Genomic DNA, 22,963 nt, shown 5'->3' with positions numbered 1-22,963 from the left:
GGGGTTTCTTTCCCGAAAAAAACTTAAGATTCCGTTAAAAATTTTAACAATTTTCGGTAAGATAAAGCAAGAAATAAGCTTCTATTTGAACAGTTACTTAACCTGAGTCGATTATGGCAGAAAATTATTGGTCGCGAGAGGATGATAACGAAGAATTAGACCCGATTGGTTCCCTCCTATCTGACTGGTCCGATCCCGAAGATGAGGAGGACGAATTTAGGAGCGAAATTTTTCAAGGCCGATCGGGACGCAGACAGAAAGCGGCTTTTAGCCTCATGGCGATCTGGACAATAATTATCGGACTTCATTGGCTGAGTTGGGGTTATTGGGCAATTATCGCCCTAACTATGGTACTATCGGGGCAAGCTTTGCGGCTGCTGTTCACGAAACCAGAAACGCCGCCAATTCCTTTACCAGATTGGGATTTAACCTCTGTCCCCAGGGTGTCCCTCTTAGTAGCGGCCAAAAATGAAGAAACCGTAATCACGAAACTGGTTAATTATCTCTGTCATCTAGACTATCCCCAAGATAAGTTAGAAGTTTGGATCGTCGATGACTATAGCACCGATAACACCGGTGCAATTCTCGATCGCCTTGCTTTAGAATATCCCCAATTAAAAATTCTCCATCGTCCTGCTAATGCCGGAGGTGGCAAATCCGGCGCCTTGAATCAGGTTTTATCCCTGACTAACGGGGAAATTATCGGCGTATTCGATGCCGATGCGGGATTATCCTCCGATTTACTCCGTCATGTGGTCCCAATGTTCGACGATCGAGAAGTGGGTGCGGTACAGGTGCGAAAAGCGATCGCCAATGCCGCCGAAAACTTCTGGACAAAAGGACAAGCGGTAGAAATGATCTTTGATAGCTGTTTCCAACAGCAACGGATCGCGGTGGGAGGGATCGGAGAATTGCGCGGAAATGGTCAATTTGTCCGTCGTAGTGCCTTAAATCGTTGCGGGGGTTGGAATGAACAAACGATCACCGATGATCTTGATTTAACTATTCGTCTCCATATCGATAATTGGAAAATTAATGTCTTAAATTTTCCCGCAGTAGCAGAAGAAGGGGTGACAACTGCGATCGCTTTATGGCATCAGCGCAATCGTTGGGCCGAAGGTGGTTTTCAGCGTTATCTCGACTATTGGAAAGCAATTTTAAAGTCTCCCATGCCTTGGCCGAAAAAGTTTGATTTAATTGCTTTTTTGCTCGTTCAATATATCTTACCTGCGGCCGCTATTCCCGATCTTTTAATCACTATTACCCAGCATCAAGCTCCGATTTTAACTCCTTTAACTGGTTTGGCTCTTTCCCTTTCTCTCTGGGGGATGGTGACAGGATTAATCCGAGTCAATACGGGTAGAAAATTCACTTTCGCTCTCGGTTTAGACATCCTTGCTCAAACCCTTCGCGGCATGATTTATATGATGCACTGGTTTATTATTATTCCCAGTGTCAGCCTCCGGATGGCTTTGCGTCCTAAACGTTTAAAATGGGTGAAAACCGTTCATCTGGGGGAACATCTCAGTGCCGAAGTTTAATTTTCGAGGATAGACTTCAAAAACTTTGGCCTTATCAGGCTCGAAATCCCCTGTCAGTCAAGGTTACAGCCTTTGGAAACCCCTTTCGGAAAAATTTCCAATTTCCTTAATCATGCTTGCTGCCAATAATGTGTTAATTTAGATACAGAATTGAATTCCGTGACAGCACTGGGGTGGCGAAAAGCGCTCGCTCCAGTTTTTTTTCTCGAGAAGGTAATGATTCGGTAGTAGTGGCGTAGCTCTGTTGCTTACCTGGTATGAATTGTGTAAAATATTTATGAATAAAAATAATTGGAACCCGATCAGTCTTTAAACCTCTAGCTTGATCATGACTTTTCTGATAAATATCTTTTTCTGGCTTCTGTCTGGCTTACTCAAATATCAGTCTAGCACCGAACAAAATCCCCCCCTAGTTCACCTCTATTCCCCTGTTCTAATTGTGGTTCTCACCATAGGATTAAGAATGGTTCTATTCATAATGGAAAACCCAAACGTCAATGTAAAGAATGTGGTCGTCAGTTTGTGATCAATCCCACTAATAAAACCGTCTCTGAGGAAACCAAACAATTAATTGATAAACTCTTGCTCGAACGAATTTCCTGGCGAGGAATTGCCAGAGTAACAGGGGTAATTTGGTCATGGTTACAAAATTATGTCAACAATAAACTGGCGGCTGTACCCCGTCAAATAAAGGTTTCAGACAAACTAAAAGGTAAATTAGTTATAGAATGTGATGAGATGTGGTCTTTTGTTTTTTCTAAAACAATCAAGGTGTATATTTGGCGGTTAATTGATAGAAAAACAAGGGAAATTATTGGTTGCTATGCGCGGAGATAGGAGTCGTCAATCAGCCAAAAAACTTTGGGCAAGCCTACCCGATATTTACCGACAATGTGCTGTTGCTTACACAGACTTTTGGGAGTCCTATAAGACAGTAATTCCTAGTAAACGTCATCGACCAGTCGGAAAAGAAACTGGTCAAACTAATCATATTGAAAGATTAAATAATACCTTTAGACAAAGGATTTCTCGGCTGGTGAGAGAGAGTCTATCTTTCTCTAAAAAAATGGAGAATCACCTTGGGGAACCCTTTGGTATTTTATCCATGACTACAATGCACAGCAAAGCAAAGGATTAAGCCGCCATCACTACTACCGAATCACCACCAGTTTTTCGTGGGTGTGGGGTGTGGGGTGTAGGGTGTGGGAATTATGGATTATGAATTGGAAATTGGGGAGTTTTTTGCTGTGAACTGATAACTGATAACTGATAACTAATTAAAGTACCATTTCTCTGGTGGCCTCTGCATCTATGGGTTTAATTAGATACAATCGCAACAGATCTCCGACGATACCTAACTGTAAGGGTAACTTACGCATTGTTTTTAGCCATTGAGGAGCGCTACTTTCATCGATCGCTTTTAATTGTAAATTACGTTCGGCACAACGGTTTAAACGGGGGAAAAATTGGGGATGGTCCACATTTAAAATGGTGGGAAAAGCGCGAGCAGAGGTATTATTAGTCTGACGAATTACCTCTTGATCAAAAGCGATCGCATCCATTCCCAAAGCATCATAAAAGTCTGAGCGTTCGCGTACAGTTAAACTGTGGGTAGCAAAGACGGAAAGCAGAAAAAAACGACTCCATAATCTCGATCGCCAATTATTCCACAATTGTGGTTTAGCTCGCAGTAAGGTTTTAAAGATATCTCCGTGGCGATTTTCGTCCTGACACCAACTCTCGAAGTAATTAAAGAGAGGATTAAATTTATACTGGGGATGTTCTTCTAAATGACGATAAATGAGGATATAACGCCAATAACCGATTTTTTCGGAGAGATAGACCGTATATAACACCCATTCAAGGGGGAAAAAGGTGTAGGTGCGGGTTTTGGTAATTTTGGCTAGATCGAGGGAAATATTAAAGTCAGCCATGGCTTTATTGAGAAATCCTGCATGGCGCGCTTCATCTCTAGCCATAAGATGAAATATCTCCCCTAACAAGGGATTACGGCTTTTTAGTTGTCGTGACAGTTCCTTAAATAACAAAAAGCCAGAAAATTCGGAGATACAGGAGCGTTCTAGGTAATCTATAAAAGCATTTCTCGTTTTTTCATCGAGATTATCTTGATAGTTCTCAAATTCTTGCTGACGTTCAAAGTGATGCCGGTTGTAATCGGTCCGCATCTCCTCTAACATCGCTTTGATTTCGGTTTCTTGCAAAGAAAGGTCAAAATTAGCGGCAGCCTCAAAATCGGTGGTATAGAAACGCGGGGTGAGGATAGTTTCGCGCAGAGCAGCTTTTTTCTGGGAGGGAGGTTCGACGGTAGTGACCATGATGGAAATTACTTGACTACATAGCTATATAAGATTTTAAACATAAATAGGTAAGCCAATGATAATTATTAAGTTTTATCAATATTTTGGGCAGTAGTGAGCAAGGGAATCAGACAAGTAGCGAGCCGATTAGGGAAATAGGGAGTAGAATAGAAAGGTTGTGAGTCTATAACTATCGTTAAAATACTATGGCTTGTCCCAAGAAGAAAACCTCAAATGCCAAGCGCGACCAACGGAGAGCGCACTGGAGAAAGCAAGCGGCTCGGGAAGCGCAAAAAGCCTTATCTTTGGGTAAATCTGTTCTTTCTGGTCGTTCTAACAGCTTTGTCTATCCCACTAAAGAGGAAGAAGAAGGGGAAGACGAGGAATAACTTGATGATGGGGAGTGAGGTGGAGAAAACCTTTTCGCTCCCTAGTATTTTAAGATTTGTTTAGGGTTTTCGTTGTGAGTCTCAACTAATGTTAGGCAAATTCTTTAAAAAACCAGAATCTCCCGATCAAGACCGAGTTCCTCCGGGCCAATATCTCGCTAGTGGTTTTCCTGTGCTTACCTACGGAGATACTCCCCAAATCAAGACCGAGGAATGGTTATTCAAGGTTTGGGGAAAGGTGGCCACGACTAAAATTTTTAACTGGTCGGATTTTATGGCCCTACCGCAGTGGGAATTTACTAAGGATTTTCACTGTGTCACCCGTTGGTCAAAATTAGATGTGACTTGGACGGGAATTAAGGTATCGGATTTTATCACCTTAATTGACCTGTTGCCGGAGGCTACCCACGTCATGCAACACTGTTATGGTGGTTATACCACTAACCTCACCCTAGAGGAATTCCTGCACGAGGATAATTTTTTCGCTTTTCAACTGTTTGGTCAACCTTTACCCCCCGACCACGGTGGTCCGCTGCGTTTAGTTGTCCCCCATCTCTACGCTTGGAAAAGTTCTAAATGGATTAATGGCTTAGAATTTCTCGATCGAGAGCAATTGGGTTTCTGGGAACTTAATGGCTACCATCGACGAGGTGATCCCTGGTTGGAGGAACGTTATGGCGGTTTTTGACGATTTTTGTCTTAAAATAGGGTAATATCAGCAAACAGAAGTTACCCCCCCCACAAAAGAGCATTTGGGTTTCCTTTTCTTGTACCCATGTAATTGAAGTTTTCTTAAGGTTTATAGGGATAGACAGAGTCCCTTATAAAAATTCCCCCGAAGACTGGTTGTAGTCATTGATCACTGATAACTGAAATAACCGACTAATGATATTCGGATTGACCATGAAAAAGAGGATATTGACTTTACTATTAGCTTTGCTTTTAGTTGCTAACATGAATAGCCAAGGGGTTTTAGCGGTGACGATCGATTTTCAATGGTTGGGAAATCAGGGTTATACAGCTAAAGGTTCTTTTAGTTATGATGAAAAAACGGCCCCGACTATCTTTTCGGAAAAAGGTTCGGGAAAAATGCGAGTCTTAGAAGATTTTCAGGTATCTTTTTATGATAACAGTGGTCAAGAGATCGCTAGATACGATAATGTCAGCGAGGGAATTTCCTCAGCTAATTATTTTCAGTTTAATTTTAATACAAAAACCGGTCAAGTTTTTGGCTCGATCGATCTGGGGGGTGAAGGGATGGGGGAAATCTATCTTCAAGGGGTGGTTAACGATAATTTGGCCCTCTTGCGGGTGGAGTCGGTAGATCTGGTTATGGATGAGGATGATTCACCAGAAATTATCACTCAGTTTTAACTAAATTGATCGGGAAAATAGGGATTATCCTAGCCTAATTTTTCCGCTAATTCTAACCAGCGATCGGTTAAATTATCAATTTTTTGACTTAATTGAGCTAATTCTTCGGTCAGGGTGGTTATTTTGGTAAAATCTTCTAGGGGTTCTCCATAAAGTATTTTTTCAATTTCAGCTTTTTTTGATTCTAAAATTGGTATTTGTTTTTCGATATCTTCGTATTCTTTTTTCTCTTTAAAAGAGATTTTCTTATTGACGGGTGAGGGAGAAGCTTTAACAGTTTTTGGGGTGACTTTTTTTTCTTTTGGTTCCTCCTCCTCTTTTTTCTGATCGAGATAAAGGGAATAATTACCCGGATATTGACGGATATTACCCCCGGTTTCAAAGGCAAAAATAGTATCAACTACTCGATCGAGAAAATAGCGATCATGGGAAACGACAATCACACAACCGTTAAAGTCCTCTAAATATTCTTCTAAAATTGCTAAAGTCTGCACATCGAGATCATTGGTGGGTTCATCTAAGATTAAAACATTAGGCGCACTCATCAAAACTCGTAGCAAAAATAAGCGTCTTCTTTCCCCTCCAGAAAGTTTATAAATTGGTGCATACTGTTGATCGGGAGGAAAAAGAAATTTTTCTAACATCTGGGAAGCGGTGATGACGCTGCCGTCTAGGGTTTTGACTAATTCGGCCACACTTTTCAGATATTCGATTACTCTTTGATTTTCGTTGATATTGAGATCATCGGATTGTTGATCGAAGTAACCAATATGAATAGTGGAACCGATGTCAACCGTGCCTGAATCGGGGAGAGTTTTCCCGGTAATAATATCCATGAGAGTAGATTTTCCTACCCCGTTACTGCCAATAATACCGATGCGATCTTCGGGGGTAAAAATATAGGTAAAATCTTTAATTAAAGTATGATCGCCGTAAGCTTTCGATATCTTTTCTACTTCGATAACTTTTTTGCCGATGCGTCTTCCTGCGGTGGCAATATCGACTTTTCCCTCCACCTGTTTAAATTCCTTATTACCCATTGCTTGAATGCGATCAATCCGCGCTTTTTGTTTGGTGCTGCGCGCTTTTGGTCCCCGGGATAACCATTCTAATTCCCGTCGCAAAACTCCCGCGTGTTTGCGTTGACTACTGGCGATCGATTCTTCCGCTAAGGCTTTTTTTTCTAGATAATAGGCATAATTACCGGAATAAGTAGATAAATCTCCCCGATCGATTTCAATGATGCGATTAGTCACTCGATCAAGAAAATAGCGATCGTGAGTAATTAATAATAATCCTCCCCGAAAACGGGACAAATAACTCTGTAACCACTCCACGGAAAGCGCGTCTAAATGGTTGGTGGGTTCATCCATCAATAAACAGTCAGGATCGGCTAAAAGTGCGGTAGCGATGGCGATTCTTTTGCGATATCCCCCCGATAAATCTCCCACGCGAGCATTAAAATTATCGATGCCCAGTTTACTTAAAATAACTTTAGCGTTAGTTTCTAAATCCCAGGCGGCAAGTTTATCAATTTGTTGCGAAACCCTTGACAAACGCTCCATAATAGTATCCAGATTTTCTGGCTCATGGACAAGGCGATCGGACAATTCCTCGTATTCCTTAATTAAAGTCATACTTTCGCCACTATCGGCGAAAACCTGCTCTAAAACCGTTTTATCGTCGTCTAGCTCCGGTTGCTGGGGTAAATAGACGATTTTCATCCCGGAATTGATTTGAATTTCGCCACCATCGATCGCTTCTAATCCGGCGATCATTTTCAATAGGGTCGATTTTCCCGATCCATTCGTACCGATCAGGCCGACTTTATCGCGATCATCGAGACTAAAACTCGCATCTTTGAGAATTTCCTTGATACCGAAGTCTTTTTTGAGCGATCGAACCGTCAGCAGTGTCATGATTTCTGGGAATAATCCTTCTTTTCTAGTGTAGTGTCTGGACTAATGCAAAGGATAGATTAAGCAGGTTCTGCTGAAAAAGTTTTTCCCGATGAAAAAAAACCTGTCCCTAATGCCGACGATAACGAGAAAAGGGACAGATTGGCTCAATGGAATGAGATTATTTTCAGGGGCCAGACGGCATCAGGAATTACATCATACCCATGCCGCCCATGCCGCCCATGCCACCCATGCCGCCCATGCCACCCATGCCGCCCATATCGGGGGCTGCGGCTTCTTTAACGGGTTTTTCGACCACGAGGGCTTCCGTAGTTAGGACCATACCGGCGATAGAAGCGGCGTTTTGAACGGCTGACCGTACCACTTTAGCCGGATCGATAATTCCGGCGGCGATTAAGTCTTCGTACTTGCCGGTGAGGACATTGTAACCGACGCTAAAAGCGGTTTCGCGCACACCCTCCACGATCACATCGCCTTCCACACCGGCGTTATTAGCTAACTGACGCAGGGGGGCTTCTAGGGCTTTGGCGACGATATCGGCGGCGACTTTTTCCTCATCGTTAGTGAGAGAAGCTTTGAAAGCCTTCACCTTAGAAGCCAGATGAATCAAGGTTGTACCACCGCCCGGGACGATACCTTCTTCCACGGCGGCTTTGGTGGCATTGAGGGCATCTTCGATGCGGAGTTTGCGATCCTTGAGTTCGGTTTCTGTGGCCGCCCCGACCTTAATGACGGCCACACCGCCGGCTAATTTAGCGATGCGTTCCTGTAATTTTTCCTTATCGAATTCGGAATCGGTTTCTTCTAACTGTTTTTTCAGTTGGGCGAGACGTTTCTGCACATCGGCCTTATTGCGGCTGTCCCCGGAGGCGACAATAATTGTATTGTCTTTTTCTAGGGTAATTTTTGCTGCTTGCCCTAGCAGATCGAGGCTAACCGTGTCAAGACTCAAGCCCACTTCTTCGGAAATCAGACGACCACCGGTGAGGATGGCAATATCTTGTAAAACCGCCTTGCGACGTTCCCCGAAACTGGGGGCCTTGATGGCGACGACATTTAAGACCCCCCGGGCCTTGTTGACCACTAGAGTGGCTAAGGCTTCGCCGTCCACATCTTCGGCGATAATTAATAGGGGACGACCTTGACGAGCAACGGCTTCGAGGACGGGGACTAATTCAGCGATCGCACTGATTTTTTTATCGGTAATCAGGATCAGGGGGTTGTCGTACTCGACGATCTGTCTTTCCTGATCGGTGATGAAATAGGGAGAGATATAACCGCGATCGATCTGCATCCCTTCCACTACTTCTAATTCCGTGGTTAGGGATTTCGATTCTTCCACGGTGATTACGCCATCGGTGGTGACTTTTTCCATGGCGGTGGCGATCATTTGTCCCACTTCTTCGTCGTTGCCGGAAGAAACGGTGGCCACTTGAGCGATCGCATCTCCAGCGATCGGTTTAGCGACGGCGGCGATTTCTTCCACCAGATAGGCGATGGTTTTGTCTAGTCCGCGTCTTAAAGCGACGGGATTGGCCCCGGCGGTAACGTTTTTGAGACCTTCTTTAATTAAAGCCTGGGCGATGATGGTGGCGGTAGTGGTGCCATCGCCCGCTAAATCTTTGGTTTTTGACGCTACTTCCTGAATTAATCTCGCCCCGGTGTTTTCGAGGGGATCGGACAATTCGATTTCTTTGGCGACGGTGATACCGTCATTAACGATCTGGGGGGCGCCGTATTTCTTTTCTAACAAGACATTGCGTCCTTTCGGACCGAGGGTGATTTTTACCGCATCGGCCAAGGCGTTGACACCTTTTTCTAGGGCGCGACGGGATTCATCTTTAAAGGCAATGATTTTGGACATGGTATCGCTGTTGTGATAGGACTCCTTATAGTTAATTTAGCACTCTTAGGGCTTGAGTGCTAATCTAGGTGTGCGGTCATTGAGGAGATCAGGGTGTTATCTCCCCACGGCAGACTGAATTGAGTTAAAAAAATAAAAATTTATCAAGATTTATGAATAATTGCAGAAAATCAATGATAACTATTGTAGCATCGGGGAGATAATCGAATTTTAGCCCATTTTCGCCTTTTTTTAGGAGAAGACAATCATGATTAATCTTAATCCTGCTATCGAACAAAAAATTAATGAATTTATTCTGAAAGTTAAATTAGCTCACCAAAAAGAAGCCACAGATATCATTCAAGAAACGAAGAATTTAAAAGATGAACTTATTCAAAAACTAGGTGGATTAACTTTTTCAGACCCTTTACCTAGCAGAGAAGAATTAGAAAAACAAATAATAGCTCATACAGAGCAGCTTGTGGAGACAATCAACCTTTTATCTACTGGCAAAAGTTCAGAAACTCCTCTTGATACTTTCACCCAAGAAACTGATAGTTTAGTTGCAACAATTACGACTCTATTCGATGCTAATGCTAACGATGCAAACTTGCCAAAACTCAAGGAAAAGCTAACTGCTTGGCAAACAAAAGTTAAAGATACTTTGGTTAAATTTTCCGCCACTGTGGAATTACAAAAGAAAAATGAGTCTTTGATTGCTGAACTGAAGGATAACTTAGACAAATATAGTTCAATTCCTGAAGTAGATGAACCCTTTGAAGAGTTAGTCAAGGAATTTAAAGATAATTTTGCACAACTACAAGAAGCAAGTGTTTTATTTCAAACTTTAGACGATTTAATCAATGAAATTAAAGCTAATGAGGTGATCAAACTAAATAAAAGAATTGATATTTTGCTGGAAAAAACCAAAGAACAAGTAGCGGGATTCCCTCCAGAATTAGACCGGGAAGTACAGGGAGAATTAGCCAAATTAATTAAAATACTAGGGATAGCGCAGGTAGAACTCATGAACATTTCAAAACCTTGTGATATCATGCAAGTAAAGTCGGTAGTAGATGCCGAAGAAATTGCGATTAAATCTTTAACAGGTCAACCTAATATTGTTTTGGCACAAAAATTACGCTACGCTGCAACAACGGGATTAAGAGAAATCCAAAAAGGTTCTAGTCGTCGTTTACGTCGTTTAGCAAACTTCACAGATAATCTTTTCCATTCTTTCAAAATACCTACGAAAGTTTTAATTGGATTAGTGTTCGCTTTCCCTGTAAATTGGTTTATTATGAACTTCTCTCCGGTGAAAGAGTTACTCTCCTTACCTCCAATCATAAAATCTAGTAGCCAAAATACTCAGGGAGAAGGTAACCAAAATACTCAGGAAGAAGGTAACCAAAATACTCCAGGAGAAGGTAACCAAAATGCTCCAGGAGAAGGTAACCAAAATACTCCAGGAGAAGGTAACCAAAATACTCAGGGAAAAGGTAACCAAAATACTCCAGGAGAAGGTAACCAAAATGCTCAGGGAGAAGGTAACCAAAATACTCCAGGAGAAGGTAACCAAAATACTCAGGGAAAAGGTAACCAAAATACTCAGGGAAAAGGTAACCAAAATACTCAGGCAATTATACGTTTGATGTGGATAACAGGCACTTTAGGGGGAGGAGTTAGTCTTCTAACTCGTTTGCAAGATTTTGATAATCCCAAAAATCAAAAATATGACGATGACCTCTTGCCATTGTTAATTGGTTTAACCAAACCCATTTTAGGGGGAAGTTTCGCTTTCTTTATTATGCTAATTCTTCAATCTAACATTTTTCCTATACAAATTCGGAGTGGCAATGGAGATAAGGGGAATGACACCTATTTACTTTTGGCAATGGCTTTTGTGGCTGGATTTAGCGAACGTCTTATTCCCGATTTAATTAGTCAAGTAGAGAAAAAAGTAACTGTAGAGGCTAGTTCCACTGGACAGGGACTACCTCCAGACAAAAAAGGATAACTCCCATTTACCCCGATTTCGGGTTAATGGGAATAGCCAAGGCTTGAACTTGAATTTTTTTTAACTCGGAAACTAATCGAATCGCCTGCTGTTCGTAGAGGGGGGCGCCGAGAGTCGCTGGCAAATTTTCCATGAGATCGCTGGCGGTTTTCAGGGGACAATTAGAAAAACGACTGATCACGGTGGGTGCTTCCGCGGCAATATTGCGGTTAAAGGCTTTTTCCACCCGCACGCGCCAAGTTTTGGGAGTGCGACGACCCTGCTCCACCCGTCGCAGTCCGTTGATGGTGGCCAGCACCACAATGCGATCGCCGATGCGTAAATTGAGATAATCTTCGGGCATTAATTTCGGGGCTTGCCGTTCTCGTTGGTGTAGGATCGGCACGACTCGATAACCGTAGGCAATATCCCCGATCGAGCTACCATTGAGAGTATCTCCGGCTTCGATCTCGTATTCTGTCACCAGAATCGTTTTTTGCGCCCAACGGAACAGATAGATAATATTTTCTCCGAAAGCCGCTCCCGTAAAGGCTTCTGCCGCTACGGTGTTGGTTCCTAAAATGTGAGATCGGGGCAGAATTTGACTTAATTGTTGACTAAGGTTGTCGTCGGTGGTGCGGATGACTAAGTAGCTTTGGGGGTTGAGTTTGCGGGTGGTTAGGGCCACTTCTAAATTGAGGATTTCGTCATCGGTAACGATGGCTATACTTTTGGCCCTATCTAAATTGACATTTTTTAAAGATTCTTCGATATTTCCCGTCATCAGGGGCATTTTTGGCAGCATAGTCCCATCAAAATCCCTATTTAAGCTCACCCCGACGATCGCCTGTTGCATTTCTAGTAATAAATTAGCCACTTCTCTGCCGACTCGACCTAAGCCAACAATAACGATATGATTCTGTTGGGGAACTGGGGGACGGTTAGGGATAAATTGAAATCTTGATGATAATAAAGTTTCTGTCAAAATGGCATAGAGAACCCCGATAAAAGCGGTTCCAGCTAAGGTTAAAAAGAGACTAAATAGCTGCATCCACCAGGGAACCGCATTTAAATCTTCGGGGTTAGAGCCACCGAAAACATCGCCGTAACCACCTAATAAAAGGATCGCTGTTCCTGAAAGAGAGGAAATAAAGGAAGCTCTCGGGGCGTAGAGATGGAAAAGAAAAGTCCCGATAATTACTAGGAGGATAATGATAAATACTGACAGGAAAGCCACCCGATGAATTTGCTGCTGAAAACTCAATTGCCAGAATTGTTGGATTTCTTTGAGGAATTTCTGCCAAAAATCCCGCAACTTCTGGGGAGAATTTGACGGTTTCTGGCGGGTAGAATCGATGTTTTGATAGGTAGTCTCTATAGTGGTAATGGTATCACCAGCCCTGATAGTGGTGGTGGGAGACCATTGATAAAATCCGGCCCTTAAAGGTTCATCGGGGGCTGTGTGTGCTAACAGACGACGGGTGGGAGTATTTAAATCACCTAAAAAGCGATCGAGTAAACCATCTTCGGGGCTAATTTGTCTCTGGATAATCCGCAATTTCTGACCGTCGAGATGCAAAAAACCGAGGGTTTCTGTGCCTAATGTGGCTAAAGCAAAGGCATTGGCGGGTAGTTGGGTGGGTTCATAGGCGATAAAATTGCCTAAACGTTCCTTGAGTAGCTGATTGAGATTATCTTTAGAAGAACGCACCACTAAGCGGGTAAGGGGATTTAATTGCCGAATAATTAGGGCAGTAGTGGCATTAATTCGCTCATCACTGGTGACAATTAAAGCAGCCCGACAGCGATCGATTCCCGCTCTTGCTAAAATGTTTTTTTGACGACAATCACCGATAATTATTTCCTCTAATAAATCGGGAAAATCATTAATTTCCCAACTGGGAGGCTGTATTAGTTCGATACCGACGACGCTAACCCCAAACTCTTTTAAAGACTTGACGCAGTGTTGTCCGAGACTACCCAATCCACAAACTAAAAAGCGATCGGCTAACTTGACATTCCCATCGACAAAGCTGAGAGATTCTTGGTTCATAGATTCTGCTTGTCTTAAAAAATAGAAGGATTTTTCAAACTTCTGATCCCCCCTGCCCCCCTTGATAAGGGGGGTGCTGATCTCCCCTTAATCTAGCCTTAATTTTTTCTTAATAAGAAGGGTGTCTGACAATTTTTAACACCCACCTAATTATAACATACCAGCATTTTTATTGCGTACCCGTTGATACATTTCTTCCATTACTTCGATAAAGGAAGTATCCTTATCCCAAAATGCAGGATAATCACCAGCTTTTTTAATAACAATTGCAGGAATAGTTGCGGATTTAACTAACTGAGGATTTTCTGGTAAACGGTGATGGGAGTGCCAAAATTCTTTGAGATCAATTGTTTGTGCTGCTGGTATGGTTTCGGGTTTAGTGTGATAGGAAGTCCCGGGGTTAAGAGGAATTTTTTCCTCTTGGATGGAGGAGGAAAGCAGCTTACCGAGGGGAGTTTTTGCTAACTCTTGCAGTAATTTTTGACGAGAGATACCCCGTAATTCAAATAAGAGGAAAGGATCCTGATCTAATTGGGAAGCAACGAGGTAATAAACTCCAGCAATATGTTTACAGGGATTTTCCCAATCGGGACAGGAACAATTGGTGATAAAATCCTTTTGACTGTGGGGTAATAAGTGGATATTCAGATCGCTAAATGCTTCATCAATATTATCGGGAACTTCTTTGAGCAGCAGTTTAGAGATCATACTCGCTCTTGAACCAAGATTGTATAAAGCTTGTGACCACTCTGCTTTAGTAATTGGTTTAATCTCGATACTCACCTTATACAAAGGTTCTTTGTAAACCCCAAAGTAGGGATTAATGGAACCTCGCACCTGAGCAGTAATTAAATTACCGTCAATTTCGTAATTCTTGACTTTATCATTTTTAGCGTAGGAACGTCCTCGACTCAAACGCGCTGAGTCGGTAAATTCCTCTAATGTTTCTATAAAGCGTTGTCCCCACCAAGTTTTACTAAATTTATTCATAGGTTTACCTCGATTAAATAATTGTCTGTTTATTCAATGCGATTAACTGACGAAAACTTTCGTTATCTAATTCCGTTAACCAGGATTCATCATTACTAACAATAGCATTAGCTACCTTTTTCTTTTCCTCGATCATTTCATCAATTCTTTCCTCTAAGGTTCCCAATGTGACAAATTTATGCACGAAAACATTTTTTTGTTGACCAATTCTAAAAGCGCGATCGGTTGCTTGATTTTCCACCGCAGGATTCCACCAACGATCGAAATGAAAAACATGATTTGCTTTGGTTAAAGTAATCCCCACTCCCCCAGCTTTTAGGGATAAAATAAATACGGAAGGTTCTGTTTCAGGATGTTGAAATTCTTCGATCATTTGTTCTCGTTTTGGTTGAGAAGTCCCCCCGTGAAGATAATAAGTATTATAGCGAAAAGTTTGTTTGAGGTACTTTTGTAAGGAGTCACCGATTTCAGTAAATTGAGTGAAAATTAGCAGACTATCTCCCTCTAAAATTACTTCTTCTAGCATTTCTCCCAAACGCTCTAACTTATGCGATCGCTCAGGGGTAAAAGCACTGTTATCCTGTAAAAATTGACGGGGATGATTACAAATTTGTTTCAAGCGCATCAGGGTAGATAAAATTAATCCTTTGCGTTTTATTCCCTCCGCTTCTTCTAATTGTTTTTCCACTTCTTTGATAACAACTTCGTAGAGAGAAGCTTGTTCTTTAGTTAAATTACAATACTGTTTGTTTTCCACTTTGTCAGGCAAATCTTTAATTATCTGCTTATCGGTTTTTACCCGACGCAGAATAAAAGGTTCCACTAATTTTTTGAGAACCGTGGACTGGAGACGATCATTTTGTTTTTGGATTGGCACTTCAAAAGCTTTACGAAATTGAGTTTCTTTACCTAAATAACCAGGATTAAGGAAGTTAAAAATTGACCATAAATCAAGCAGTCTATTTTCTACTGGAGTTCCCGTTAATGCGAGACGATGTTGTGCAGATAAACTCAAGATTGCTTTAGTTTGTGCCGCTTTAGGATTTTTGATATTTTGTGCTTCATCAATTACTAAACGTTGCCAGGATTGCGAGTTAAATAATTTCAAATCCTTGCGAACTAAGGTAAAAGAAGTAATGACGATATCCTTTTGACTAGCTACTGTCTGAAATTCGTTCTCATCTTGATAGCGCTTACTACCATGGTGAATTAAAACCTGAAGATGGGGGGCAAATTTTTCAATTTCTTTTGCCCAATTTCCGACCACGGAAGTGGGTGCAACTAGCAGAGTTGGTAAAACATTATTATCTCCCTCTCTTTCCCCAATCAATCTAGCAATTACTTGTAGGGTTTTCCCCAGTCCCATATCGTCAGCAAGACAACCATTTAAACCCAATTGTTCCAGGTATTGAATCCAGGCAACTCCGCGCTTTTGGTACTCCCGCAGCGTTCCTTGTAATTGGGGAGGATTTTCGATCGGTTCTAGTTGACTAGGATTTTGTAATTTCTCTAGCATAGAACCTAAAAAATCATCGGTTTCAACAATAATCTCCTCTGGATATTCGGCAGCTTTTTTCATTAACTCAATCAGATTCATCTCAGGATTTTCCTGCTGATATTTCTGCCAAAAATCCAGCATTTGCTGCATTTTATTTTGTTCTAATTCTACCCATTGACCTCGAAATTTAACTAAGGGTGTTTTGGTGTTAATTAATTGTTGCCATTCCTCTTGACTAATAGTTTCTTCACCGATGGCTAATTCATATTGATATTCAATGATGTTTTCGAGGCTAAAAATCCCTTTACTAACGGGGGTAGATTTGCCTGATTTAGAAGTGGTTTTTAGCCGAACTTTAGCGCGTTGACGGCCTTCGGGAGTCCACCAAGCGGGAATAATTACCTTATATCCCGCATCTTCTAAAATCCAAGCAGTTTCTTTTAAGAAAGTAAAAGCTTCTGTAAGGTTGAGATAAAATCCCGTCGGTTTATCCGTTTCTAATCCTTGCCAAATGGGGGGATAAATACGGGCAGCATAACCCAAACTTAGTAAAATATTTTTGTCTAAATCTTGACCAAAATGCGCTCGTATGCTTGTCCTAGTTTCGGGTACTGCATACCAATATTCGTCTAATTCTAATCGCAGGGAGGGGTCTTGTTTAGAGATGAGGATAAAAGTAATTTGCCACTGTTCAATATTATTTTCTGGGACCTCGGTTAGTTTAAAACCCAGGGTAAAATTAGATATATTTTGGTCTCCTAGTAATTGCTGTCTCCAAGTTTGCCACTGTTGATATTTTTCTAAAGCGGCAGCGGTTTGCAGAAATCCAGCAGTCTTAGTCACAGAGAAGCAATCACCTATAATTGTCTCGCTAATTTTTTTATCAAAACTGGCAGGAATTGCCGTATTAGTGACAATTTCATTGAGGAGACATTCGGAGAAGTGCTGGAGTAGGGTTTTGGGATCGTATAATTGTGGCGAAGCATGGGGATTTTCAGCGCCAGCAAGACAAATGCGGGGAAGATATTCGAGATAGTGATCGAGATTGGTTTCGTAGGTTGCTGATATAATTTCCCAAAGAGGGTAGATGGCAAAGTTAGCGGTTTTCTTGTTATTTGTGGTTAATTCTCGATATTTAAAGGCAGGAATATAGTTATCTTTGAGAATTATTTCTTTAAAAGCTTGACTGTAGTGATACCAAAAAAGTAGATCTGCACCTAACTGAATCTCTGAGGAGTTGTAAAGACAGATGAAGTGCAGATCATTGAGCAGTTTAAGTACAGGATTAAGGGGATAACAATCAATTTGCCAAGATTGCCATTGGCTATTTTCTGGGGGTTCTTTTTCTAGATAACGCAGTAATTCTAAGGAGGGTAAAGGTTGATTCTCGTGACTAGGTAAAAGAAAGTAGCGGGGGACAAATTGCCGACTAAGAGGATTATAATTCGATTGAACTATTCCTAACTCTCCAGTGAGAAAGCTAGTTAATTCTTCTTTGCTTAACTGAAAAGGATGATAATTATCGGCAGTGGTGCGACTCTTTTTCGGGGTGCTAGTTTCTCCCCAAAGATAAAAGCTACCCTTCTGAATAAATTCATCCGTTGATTGGGGAATCCAAGTACCGTGAAGAATTTTCATGGTTTTTAATGAGTACAAAAGAACTTAAATGAGGGCAATACTTAGCCTCTAGAAAAATTGTAGCGATTATGGGAGGATTCTCCACACTTTTTTGTCCCTTTGCGAACCCAGAAGTCCTCTGGATCAGAGAAAAAGGTTAATAGAGCTTCTAGGATAAAAAACCATTGAGAAGACGTGATCAACGGTTTTTTTGAGCTTAAAGCTTATCCCTATATGGGTTTAAAGCTATTTTTGTTCTAGGTTTTGTTGAGGTTCCACTAAGAAGGATGGCTAATTATAGCAATTCCCCAAAATCCGGCTACAGGAGTTTGATCCCCCTGCCTTCGTCTCCCTTAAAATGGGAAAAAGGGGAAAAGGGGAACTTAAATTCGATAATTCGATCTGTAGTTTTTATGGGTGAGAATTGGTATTAATTAACTTTTACCCAAATACTGCGGAAATATTTTTCGGGATTATTTTTATCGGTATTTTTACAGGGAGTATTACCAACTCGCTCGATTGTACCATCATCGCTTAAAATCTGAAAGCGATCTGGGAAATGGGGATAAAACAACAAAGCTTCTGGACGAAACCCGTCAGGGAATTGCAGTGATTCTATCTTTTCCGGTGCATCTTCTTTTTTTCCTGACCAAGTATAGAAAACAAATTGATCGCCTCCATGAAATTCTCCGGCAATAATTAAATATACTTCTAAAGCTGGCCAAAATTCAAGGCTACGAATTCCTAATCCTCCCAAATCTAGCAGGATAGGATCACCAAATTCAGCTTTAGCCGTGGTTGAATTAGTAACTAAACTCTTGGGATTTTTTAGGGGTAATAAAAGAGCTTTACCGTTGGGGACAGGATTACGAAAACCGATTAAGATATTTCCGTCTGGAGTTGCCGTTAAACCTTCAATATTTAATCCTCCTTCAGCTTTGGGAGCTTTGGTTTCTGCTGTTTTGAAATCAAATATTTTAGCCAATTGAGAGTCTTCGATAATATCGCGCAATACTAACTGAGTATAAGACTCACCCACTTGAACTATACTAGAGCCGTCATCGGTAATTTTACTAGCAAAAAATTGATGACGAGGGAGTTTTTGTTCAGCATTTTTATTGCGACCGTGGGAAGTAATCCAATAGATTATGTCATTTAGCACAGTTACCCCTTCTAAGTCGATTTCTCTATTTTTAGGATTGTTTTTTAGCCAACCATTAATGTCAATGGTTTCCAGCGCTTTTCCCGACTCTTGAGAGGAATAAATCCAGAGAATATTACCTAATTCTACATCTGCCTCATCATTACCAATAACAAATTTATTTTCTCCTAAAGCAGTGGCTGCAGAAGCATCACAAATTCCTTGATGTTTGATTTCTTGGATAATAGAAAAGTTCAGAGGTTGCATGATTGTCTTCTCCTTATTAACTGAAAAAGTGAGGATTAAGAAAATTATAGGCAATAAAAGATAAAAGGACAAAAAATGACTAGAAATAATCTGAGAAAGGATTAATTTGAATAACTAATTCCTTCTAGGTTAAAAAAATTTTCGAGTGTCATAATTAGAGTACCAAGACTTTCTAAAATTATATCAAATAACAACTGTTTTTGCTATCTTTTTTGAATTGGCGAACTATTACAAAAAGCAGTGACATAAACTAAAGTTTAATAATTCTGCCAAGGATTTCGATTGTTCTACCCAAAAGGTTTAGAAAACCAACCGTATCATCAAGTTTTTTTATTTCTTTATTGATAGCATCTATTCCTTCATGTAGTTCAATTTCATTAGCTTTTAGTTCACTAACTAAAACACTAGCAATATTGATACGAGTTTTATTAACAAGTCTTTTCCACTCTGTACGAAACTGCTTAAATTGCCTTTTTTGGTCATCATCAGGAAACTTACCCAGAATACCAGGAATGGTCAATTGATTTTGAATTGCACTAATTTCATCGAGAAATTCTTGCAGTGCCTCAAGTAATTTTTGTGTATCAGTATTTGTGGTCATTGTCTTTTACTCCTGTGGTAGTCTTGTTTTGGTTGATTGATCTTTTTAAATCTTCCGATATGTTGATGAGAGATTCGATCTCAGATAATAAAGCATTGGCACGTCCGATGGTAAATCTATCTTCCAAGAGCAATTTAAAAGACTCCTTAAAAGATTCTGTTGCTTTAGTTGCGTCATCTAAACCTTGAACTGAGAGAGTCATCGTTCTAATTTGTCTGCGTCTAATTATCCAATCATCGGGTTTTTCAATTGGTTGTTCAGCAGCAAATGCGGGTAAAACAGAGCGCTCATCTTTGAGGTTTTGAATATCCTTTAAATCAGTTTTAATCTGACTGGTAAGCAGTTTCAGTAAAGCTTCCTGTATAGCAATTTCTCGATAAATTGCTTCCTTCCTTGCCTCTAGTTCTTTTCTTAGTTCACCCTTGATTTTTTGACTTAGGATAATCTCGGAAATCGAAGGTACAGGAATCGAACCAACTCTAGGGTTAGCCTGAATAATGTTACTGATACTATTTAACTGTTTAAAAATATTATCAGTCGCTTTTCTCGCTTCTTGAGGAGCAGTAGAAGTGGCTAAATCTTCTAAGGCAAAAAAGTATTCTTTTAATAGATGATTGTGTTGACGCATTTCGGCAATTAAAGTGAGCCACTCATCATCTTCTTTGGTAGTCTCAGCATAGTTACTACTGTCTCTATCTTGATCCTGTAAATCATTGGCAATCAAATTTTCCGAACTGGCATCCACAAAATAATCACCAGAAATAACTAACAGGCTATCAAGAGCGGTGGCGTATTCCTGACCAGATTTGGCAAACTTCTGATATTCTTCAAGGGAAGCTCCACAGGCAACTAAAATAGTTCCCATGACAGTTATAATTGATGTTCTGATGACTGCGCTAGGTTTCAATGAAGAGCCTCCTTAATGAATTAAAAGAATAATATTGATCTTGTATTTGCTACTAAGGATAAACAGGATTACGCCTATACCAATCAACGTAGGTTAAACTTTTTGGAGAAATATTTTGCATAAATTTTTCCAAGTTTTTACGCTCATTTGTGTTAGTCCCTAATCCAAAATCGAGAGAAGATAAAACTGCTCGGCGAATGGTTGGACTTTGACGATCGAGAATGGCAACTAAAAATTTCGGATTTTGATTAGCCCATTGTACAATAACTGTGGCATAATTTTCCTCTACTATCCCATCTATATACGGAGACATTTTAACCAAAGTTTCCGCATCTTTTTGATAGCCATTTGCTGCTTTGTTTCCAAGTTTAATTATAGTCGGCAGTCCCAATTCTATAAGTAAATCACGACCTTGATCACAAGAAATTCGAGAAATTTGACTACCAGCTAACCAACCAGCAAGAGGTAATTTAATTTTCAGCCATTTTTGATGACCCTCACTTAATTGTACAGAACTGCCGCTAGGTAAAGTTGCAATAACGTTATTCCCTTGTATTTGAGGATAGGAACGGATATTCACATAACCATCGGTGGCAGTAACAAAAAATTTTTGACAAGATTCTGTGCCAATAATTGAGTTACCTGTTAGCAATAAATATAAGGTAAAAAGGGTGATTTTGCGTAACATTTATGGTTAGAAAAATTTTCAATGTACCAATAATTACTAGAGACAATTGAATCATCATTAAACAATTCAATTGCCCCTTGTTAAAGATAGGCTAGGGTTTGGGACAAGTTCCTAAACCCCAATCCACAAAAAAGTCTCGTGGGTCAGTTTCCCGAAGCCAACGAACAAAACGTTGATAATCGCCAATCGTATAAATTCCCACACATCCTGCGGTACCCGGAGACTTCTTGCGGCGATTCCAGTCGATGTGAATTTCAATAGCACTTCTACGGGTTGAATTGGGCTTTTGATAAGTTAAAGGCGTTGACACTGGACCAACTCCAGGATCAGGAAATACAAATTTTCCAGAGTAATCATCTTTGTGTGCAGGACCCCCTGCCCATTTAATATTCTCAATTCGCCATAACCCTTCTGGTAGCGGCTCAAATGATTTAGGTACACTAGCGGTAGCCGTCTTAAAAATCTGTCTCGATGGCGTACCAGAACACACATTAAGACTGTCTTTCAGTTGTCCATCTTTAAAGTATTCCATTTTTAAAACGAAACAACCAAATTCATCTTTTTTGTTGATTTTGGTTAATTTAAGATAATTTTTACCCGCACTGGGTACGCCGACAGGAGGAGTTACAGGAACTGGATTTCCTTCCCACAGTTTTTTCCAAGTCAGGGGGCCGACTTTGCCATCTGCTTCATTAGCTCCAAAAAATTTGGCTTGGAAAGCTTTAACAGCTTGATCCGTTCCTGAACCAAAGTTGCCGTCAATTTCCCCTTGATAGTAGCCCAAATCTCGCAAACGTACCTGCAATTCCTCAATATCTTGCTTTAAACTGGCGGGAGTATCTTCGTCTGCTCCCATTCCAATTATTAAAAGTTGATTATCCAATGAGGGAGGAGCAGCAACTTTTGTGATTGTCGCAAATTCTCTTTTTTGAATTAAGATTCTTTCCCCCGTAGGTACTTGTTTTTCCTGGGGGGCAATGAGGAAATTTTTAGCATTAGGATATTGACGTATGACGGTAATTAAGTCCTCTTTATCTGGGCTTTCTACAGTCAAAATTTCTATAACATCAGAGCCTTTTCGAGCCACAATAATCGTATCATCATTATTTCTGTCTCGATAGCCCTCTAACCAATCAACTTGAGCTTGTAAGGAGGGTTCAGGCTTGTCTAAAGGTTTTCCTTCACTTCCAGATTTTTCAAATAAAGCCTTTTCCTCACGGCGACGATTAGTTAAACCTTCTAAAACAATTTTCACTCCGTTTTTTGTTGCTTTATTCCAAACTAAAAATTGTTCTGCCGCTCCAGTAAAATCACCACTATTAAGTTTTTTCAGTAGAGTACTTCCTTGAAACGCCCCACCACCCACGTTGTAGCAAAAAGAAACTAGAGCATCGAATTGATTCTGATTGAGTCCTACTGTTACTTTTTTGGTAACTAACTCAGCAAAATCGTCAGCTTCTAATTTTAATAAGTCCTCCGCTTCTGCTTCGGTGACAATATCTCCTAACTCCACAGGTTGCCCATTGGGATAACGAATCGTTCCATAACCAATAGTAGGTATTCCCACTGGATCTAAGTAAGCATTGGCACGAAATCCTTCCCATTTTTTAATTAAGTCAAGACAGATTTGCGAAATTTCCATATTTAATTTTCCTCTTGAGGATAGTCAAATTTTGACTATTTTTCGTACAGCTATTATACTCTCATAAACCTCGACATAATTGGCAAATATTTAATATTTCTTATTAAGTATTTTTGAAATTAATTCAACAGGAATTTTCCCAGTTTTTATAACCAGGAAATCTAGAATTTATTGATGTT

At 40.6% G+C, this 22,963-nt stretch carries 16 protein-coding genes and 1 pseudogene; 6 read left to right on the top strand and 11 right to left on the bottom strand.

The window, feature by feature from the left end:
* Positions 1-113 precede the first annotated feature (113 nt).
* Complete coding sequence (locus ACQY1X_RS02025) at positions 114-1,541, top strand: glycosyltransferase (RefSeq protein WP_002774578.1); 1,428 nt, start codon at positions 114-116, stop codon at positions 1,539-1,541.
* Positions 1,542-1,997: 456 nt separating this feature from the next.
* Positions 1,998-2,660 (top strand): annotated as a pseudogene (locus ACQY1X_RS02020) (IS1 family transposase); the annotation flags it as partial.
* A 158-nt stretch (positions 2,661-2,818) separates the two neighbouring features.
* On the opposite strand, the gene acsF reads toward ACQY1X_RS02020, so the two are convergent.
* Entirely contained in the window at positions 2,819-3,877 is a 1,059-nt protein-coding gene (gene acsF / locus ACQY1X_RS02015; protein ID WP_288136863.1) for a magnesium-protoporphyrin IX monomethyl ester (oxidative) cyclase, read from the bottom strand.
* A gap of 188 nt (positions 3,878-4,065) precedes the next feature.
* Between acsF and rpmF the strand changes: the two genes are divergently transcribed.
* From rpmF to ACQY1X_RS02000, 3 genes are all read left to right on the top strand, one after another.
* Complete coding sequence (gene rpmF / locus ACQY1X_RS02010) at positions 4,066-4,248, top strand: 50S ribosomal protein L32 (RefSeq protein ID WP_002742494.1); 183 nt, start codon at positions 4,066-4,068, stop codon at positions 4,246-4,248.
* Between the two features lie 88 nt (positions 4,249-4,336).
* Entirely contained in the window at positions 4,337-4,936 is a 600-nt protein-coding gene (locus ACQY1X_RS02005; RefSeq protein WP_002737593.1) for a sulfite oxidase-like oxidoreductase, read from the top strand.
* A gap of 215 nt (positions 4,937-5,151) precedes the next feature.
* A complete protein-coding gene (locus ACQY1X_RS02000; protein WP_042790607.1) occupies positions 5,152-5,622 on the top strand; it encodes a hypothetical protein in 471 nt (156 codons plus the stop codon).
* 29 nt (positions 5,623-5,651) lie between these two features.
* Here ACQY1X_RS02000 and ACQY1X_RS01995 read toward each other — a convergent pair whose 3' ends face one another.
* Positions 5,652-7,541 (bottom strand): ABC-F family ATP-binding cassette domain-containing protein, encoded by a 1,890-nt coding sequence (locus ACQY1X_RS01995; RefSeq protein ID WP_430015321.1) that lies wholly within the window; start codon positions 7,539-7,541, stop codon positions 5,652-5,654.
* 190 nt (positions 7,542-7,731) lie between these two features.
* Positions 7,732-9,405: a chaperonin GroEL gene (gene groL, locus ACQY1X_RS01990; RefSeq protein WP_430015320.1), complete on the bottom strand. Its 1,674-nt coding sequence runs from the start codon at positions 9,403-9,405 to the stop codon at positions 7,732-7,734.
* A 247-nt stretch (positions 9,406-9,652) separates the two neighbouring features.
* Between groL and ACQY1X_RS01985 the strand changes: the two genes are divergently transcribed.
* A complete protein-coding gene (locus tag ACQY1X_RS01985; RefSeq protein ID WP_430015319.1) occupies positions 9,653-11,401 on the top strand; it encodes a hypothetical protein in 1,749 nt (582 codons plus the stop codon).
* Positions 11,402-11,408: 7 nt separating this feature from the next.
* On the opposite strand, the gene ACQY1X_RS01980 is transcribed toward ACQY1X_RS01985, so the two are convergent.
* The 8 genes from ACQY1X_RS01980 to ACQY1X_RS01945 form a co-directional block, all read right to left on the bottom strand.
* Positions 11,409-13,433, bottom strand: a complete 2,025-nt coding sequence (locus tag ACQY1X_RS01980; RefSeq protein WP_430013861.1) for a potassium channel family protein — start codon at positions 13,431-13,433, stop codon at positions 11,409-11,411.
* 150 nt (positions 13,434-13,583) lie between these two features.
* Positions 13,584-14,423 carry an SWIM zinc finger family protein gene (locus ACQY1X_RS01975; RefSeq protein WP_430015318.1) on the bottom strand — a complete coding sequence of 280 codons (840 nt, stop codon included), beginning with the start codon at positions 14,421-14,423 and terminating at the stop codon, positions 13,584-13,586.
* A 13-nt stretch (positions 14,424-14,436) separates the two neighbouring features.
* Entirely contained in the window at positions 14,437-17,559 is a 3,123-nt protein-coding gene (locus ACQY1X_RS01970; protein ID WP_430013859.1) for a DEAD/DEAH box helicase, read from the bottom strand.
* Positions 17,560-17,968: 409 nt separating this feature from the next.
* Positions 17,969-18,946: a DUF3616 domain-containing protein gene (locus ACQY1X_RS01965; protein ID WP_002737462.1), complete on the bottom strand. Its 978-nt coding sequence runs from the start codon at positions 18,944-18,946 to the stop codon at positions 17,969-17,971.
* A gap of 250 nt (positions 18,947-19,196) precedes the next feature.
* Positions 19,197-19,547 carry a hypothetical protein gene (locus ACQY1X_RS01960; protein ID WP_002736715.1) on the bottom strand — a complete coding sequence of 117 codons (351 nt, stop codon included), beginning with the start codon at positions 19,545-19,547 and terminating at the stop codon, positions 19,197-19,199.
* Positions 19,531-20,412 (bottom strand): hypothetical protein, encoded by an 882-nt coding sequence (locus tag ACQY1X_RS01955; RefSeq protein ID WP_002737178.1) that lies wholly within the window; start codon positions 20,410-20,412, stop codon positions 19,531-19,533. Before ACQY1X_RS01955 ends, ACQY1X_RS01960 begins: the two co-directional genes overlap by 17 nt.
* A gap of 94 nt (positions 20,413-20,506) precedes the next feature.
* Positions 20,507-21,142, bottom strand: a complete 636-nt coding sequence (locus tag ACQY1X_RS01950) for a hypothetical protein (RefSeq protein ID WP_430013858.1) — start codon at positions 21,140-21,142, stop codon at positions 20,507-20,509.
* A gap of 91 nt (positions 21,143-21,233) precedes the next feature.
* A complete protein-coding gene (locus ACQY1X_RS01945) occupies positions 21,234-22,784 on the bottom strand; it encodes a glycoside hydrolase family protein (RefSeq protein WP_430015317.1) in 1,551 nt (516 codons plus the stop codon).
* Positions 22,785-22,963 lie beyond the last annotated feature (179 nt).

The sequence above is a fragment of the Microcystis protocystis FBCC-A270 genome (genome assembly GCF_050500235.1).
In the GTDB taxonomy this organism is placed as follows: domain Bacteria; phylum Cyanobacteriota; class Cyanobacteriia; order Cyanobacteriales; family Microcystaceae; genus Microcystis; species Microcystis ichthyoblabe_A.
The sequence above is the reverse complement of the archived record's forward strand: the minus strand, read 5'-3'. Positions and strand labels throughout refer to the sequence as shown.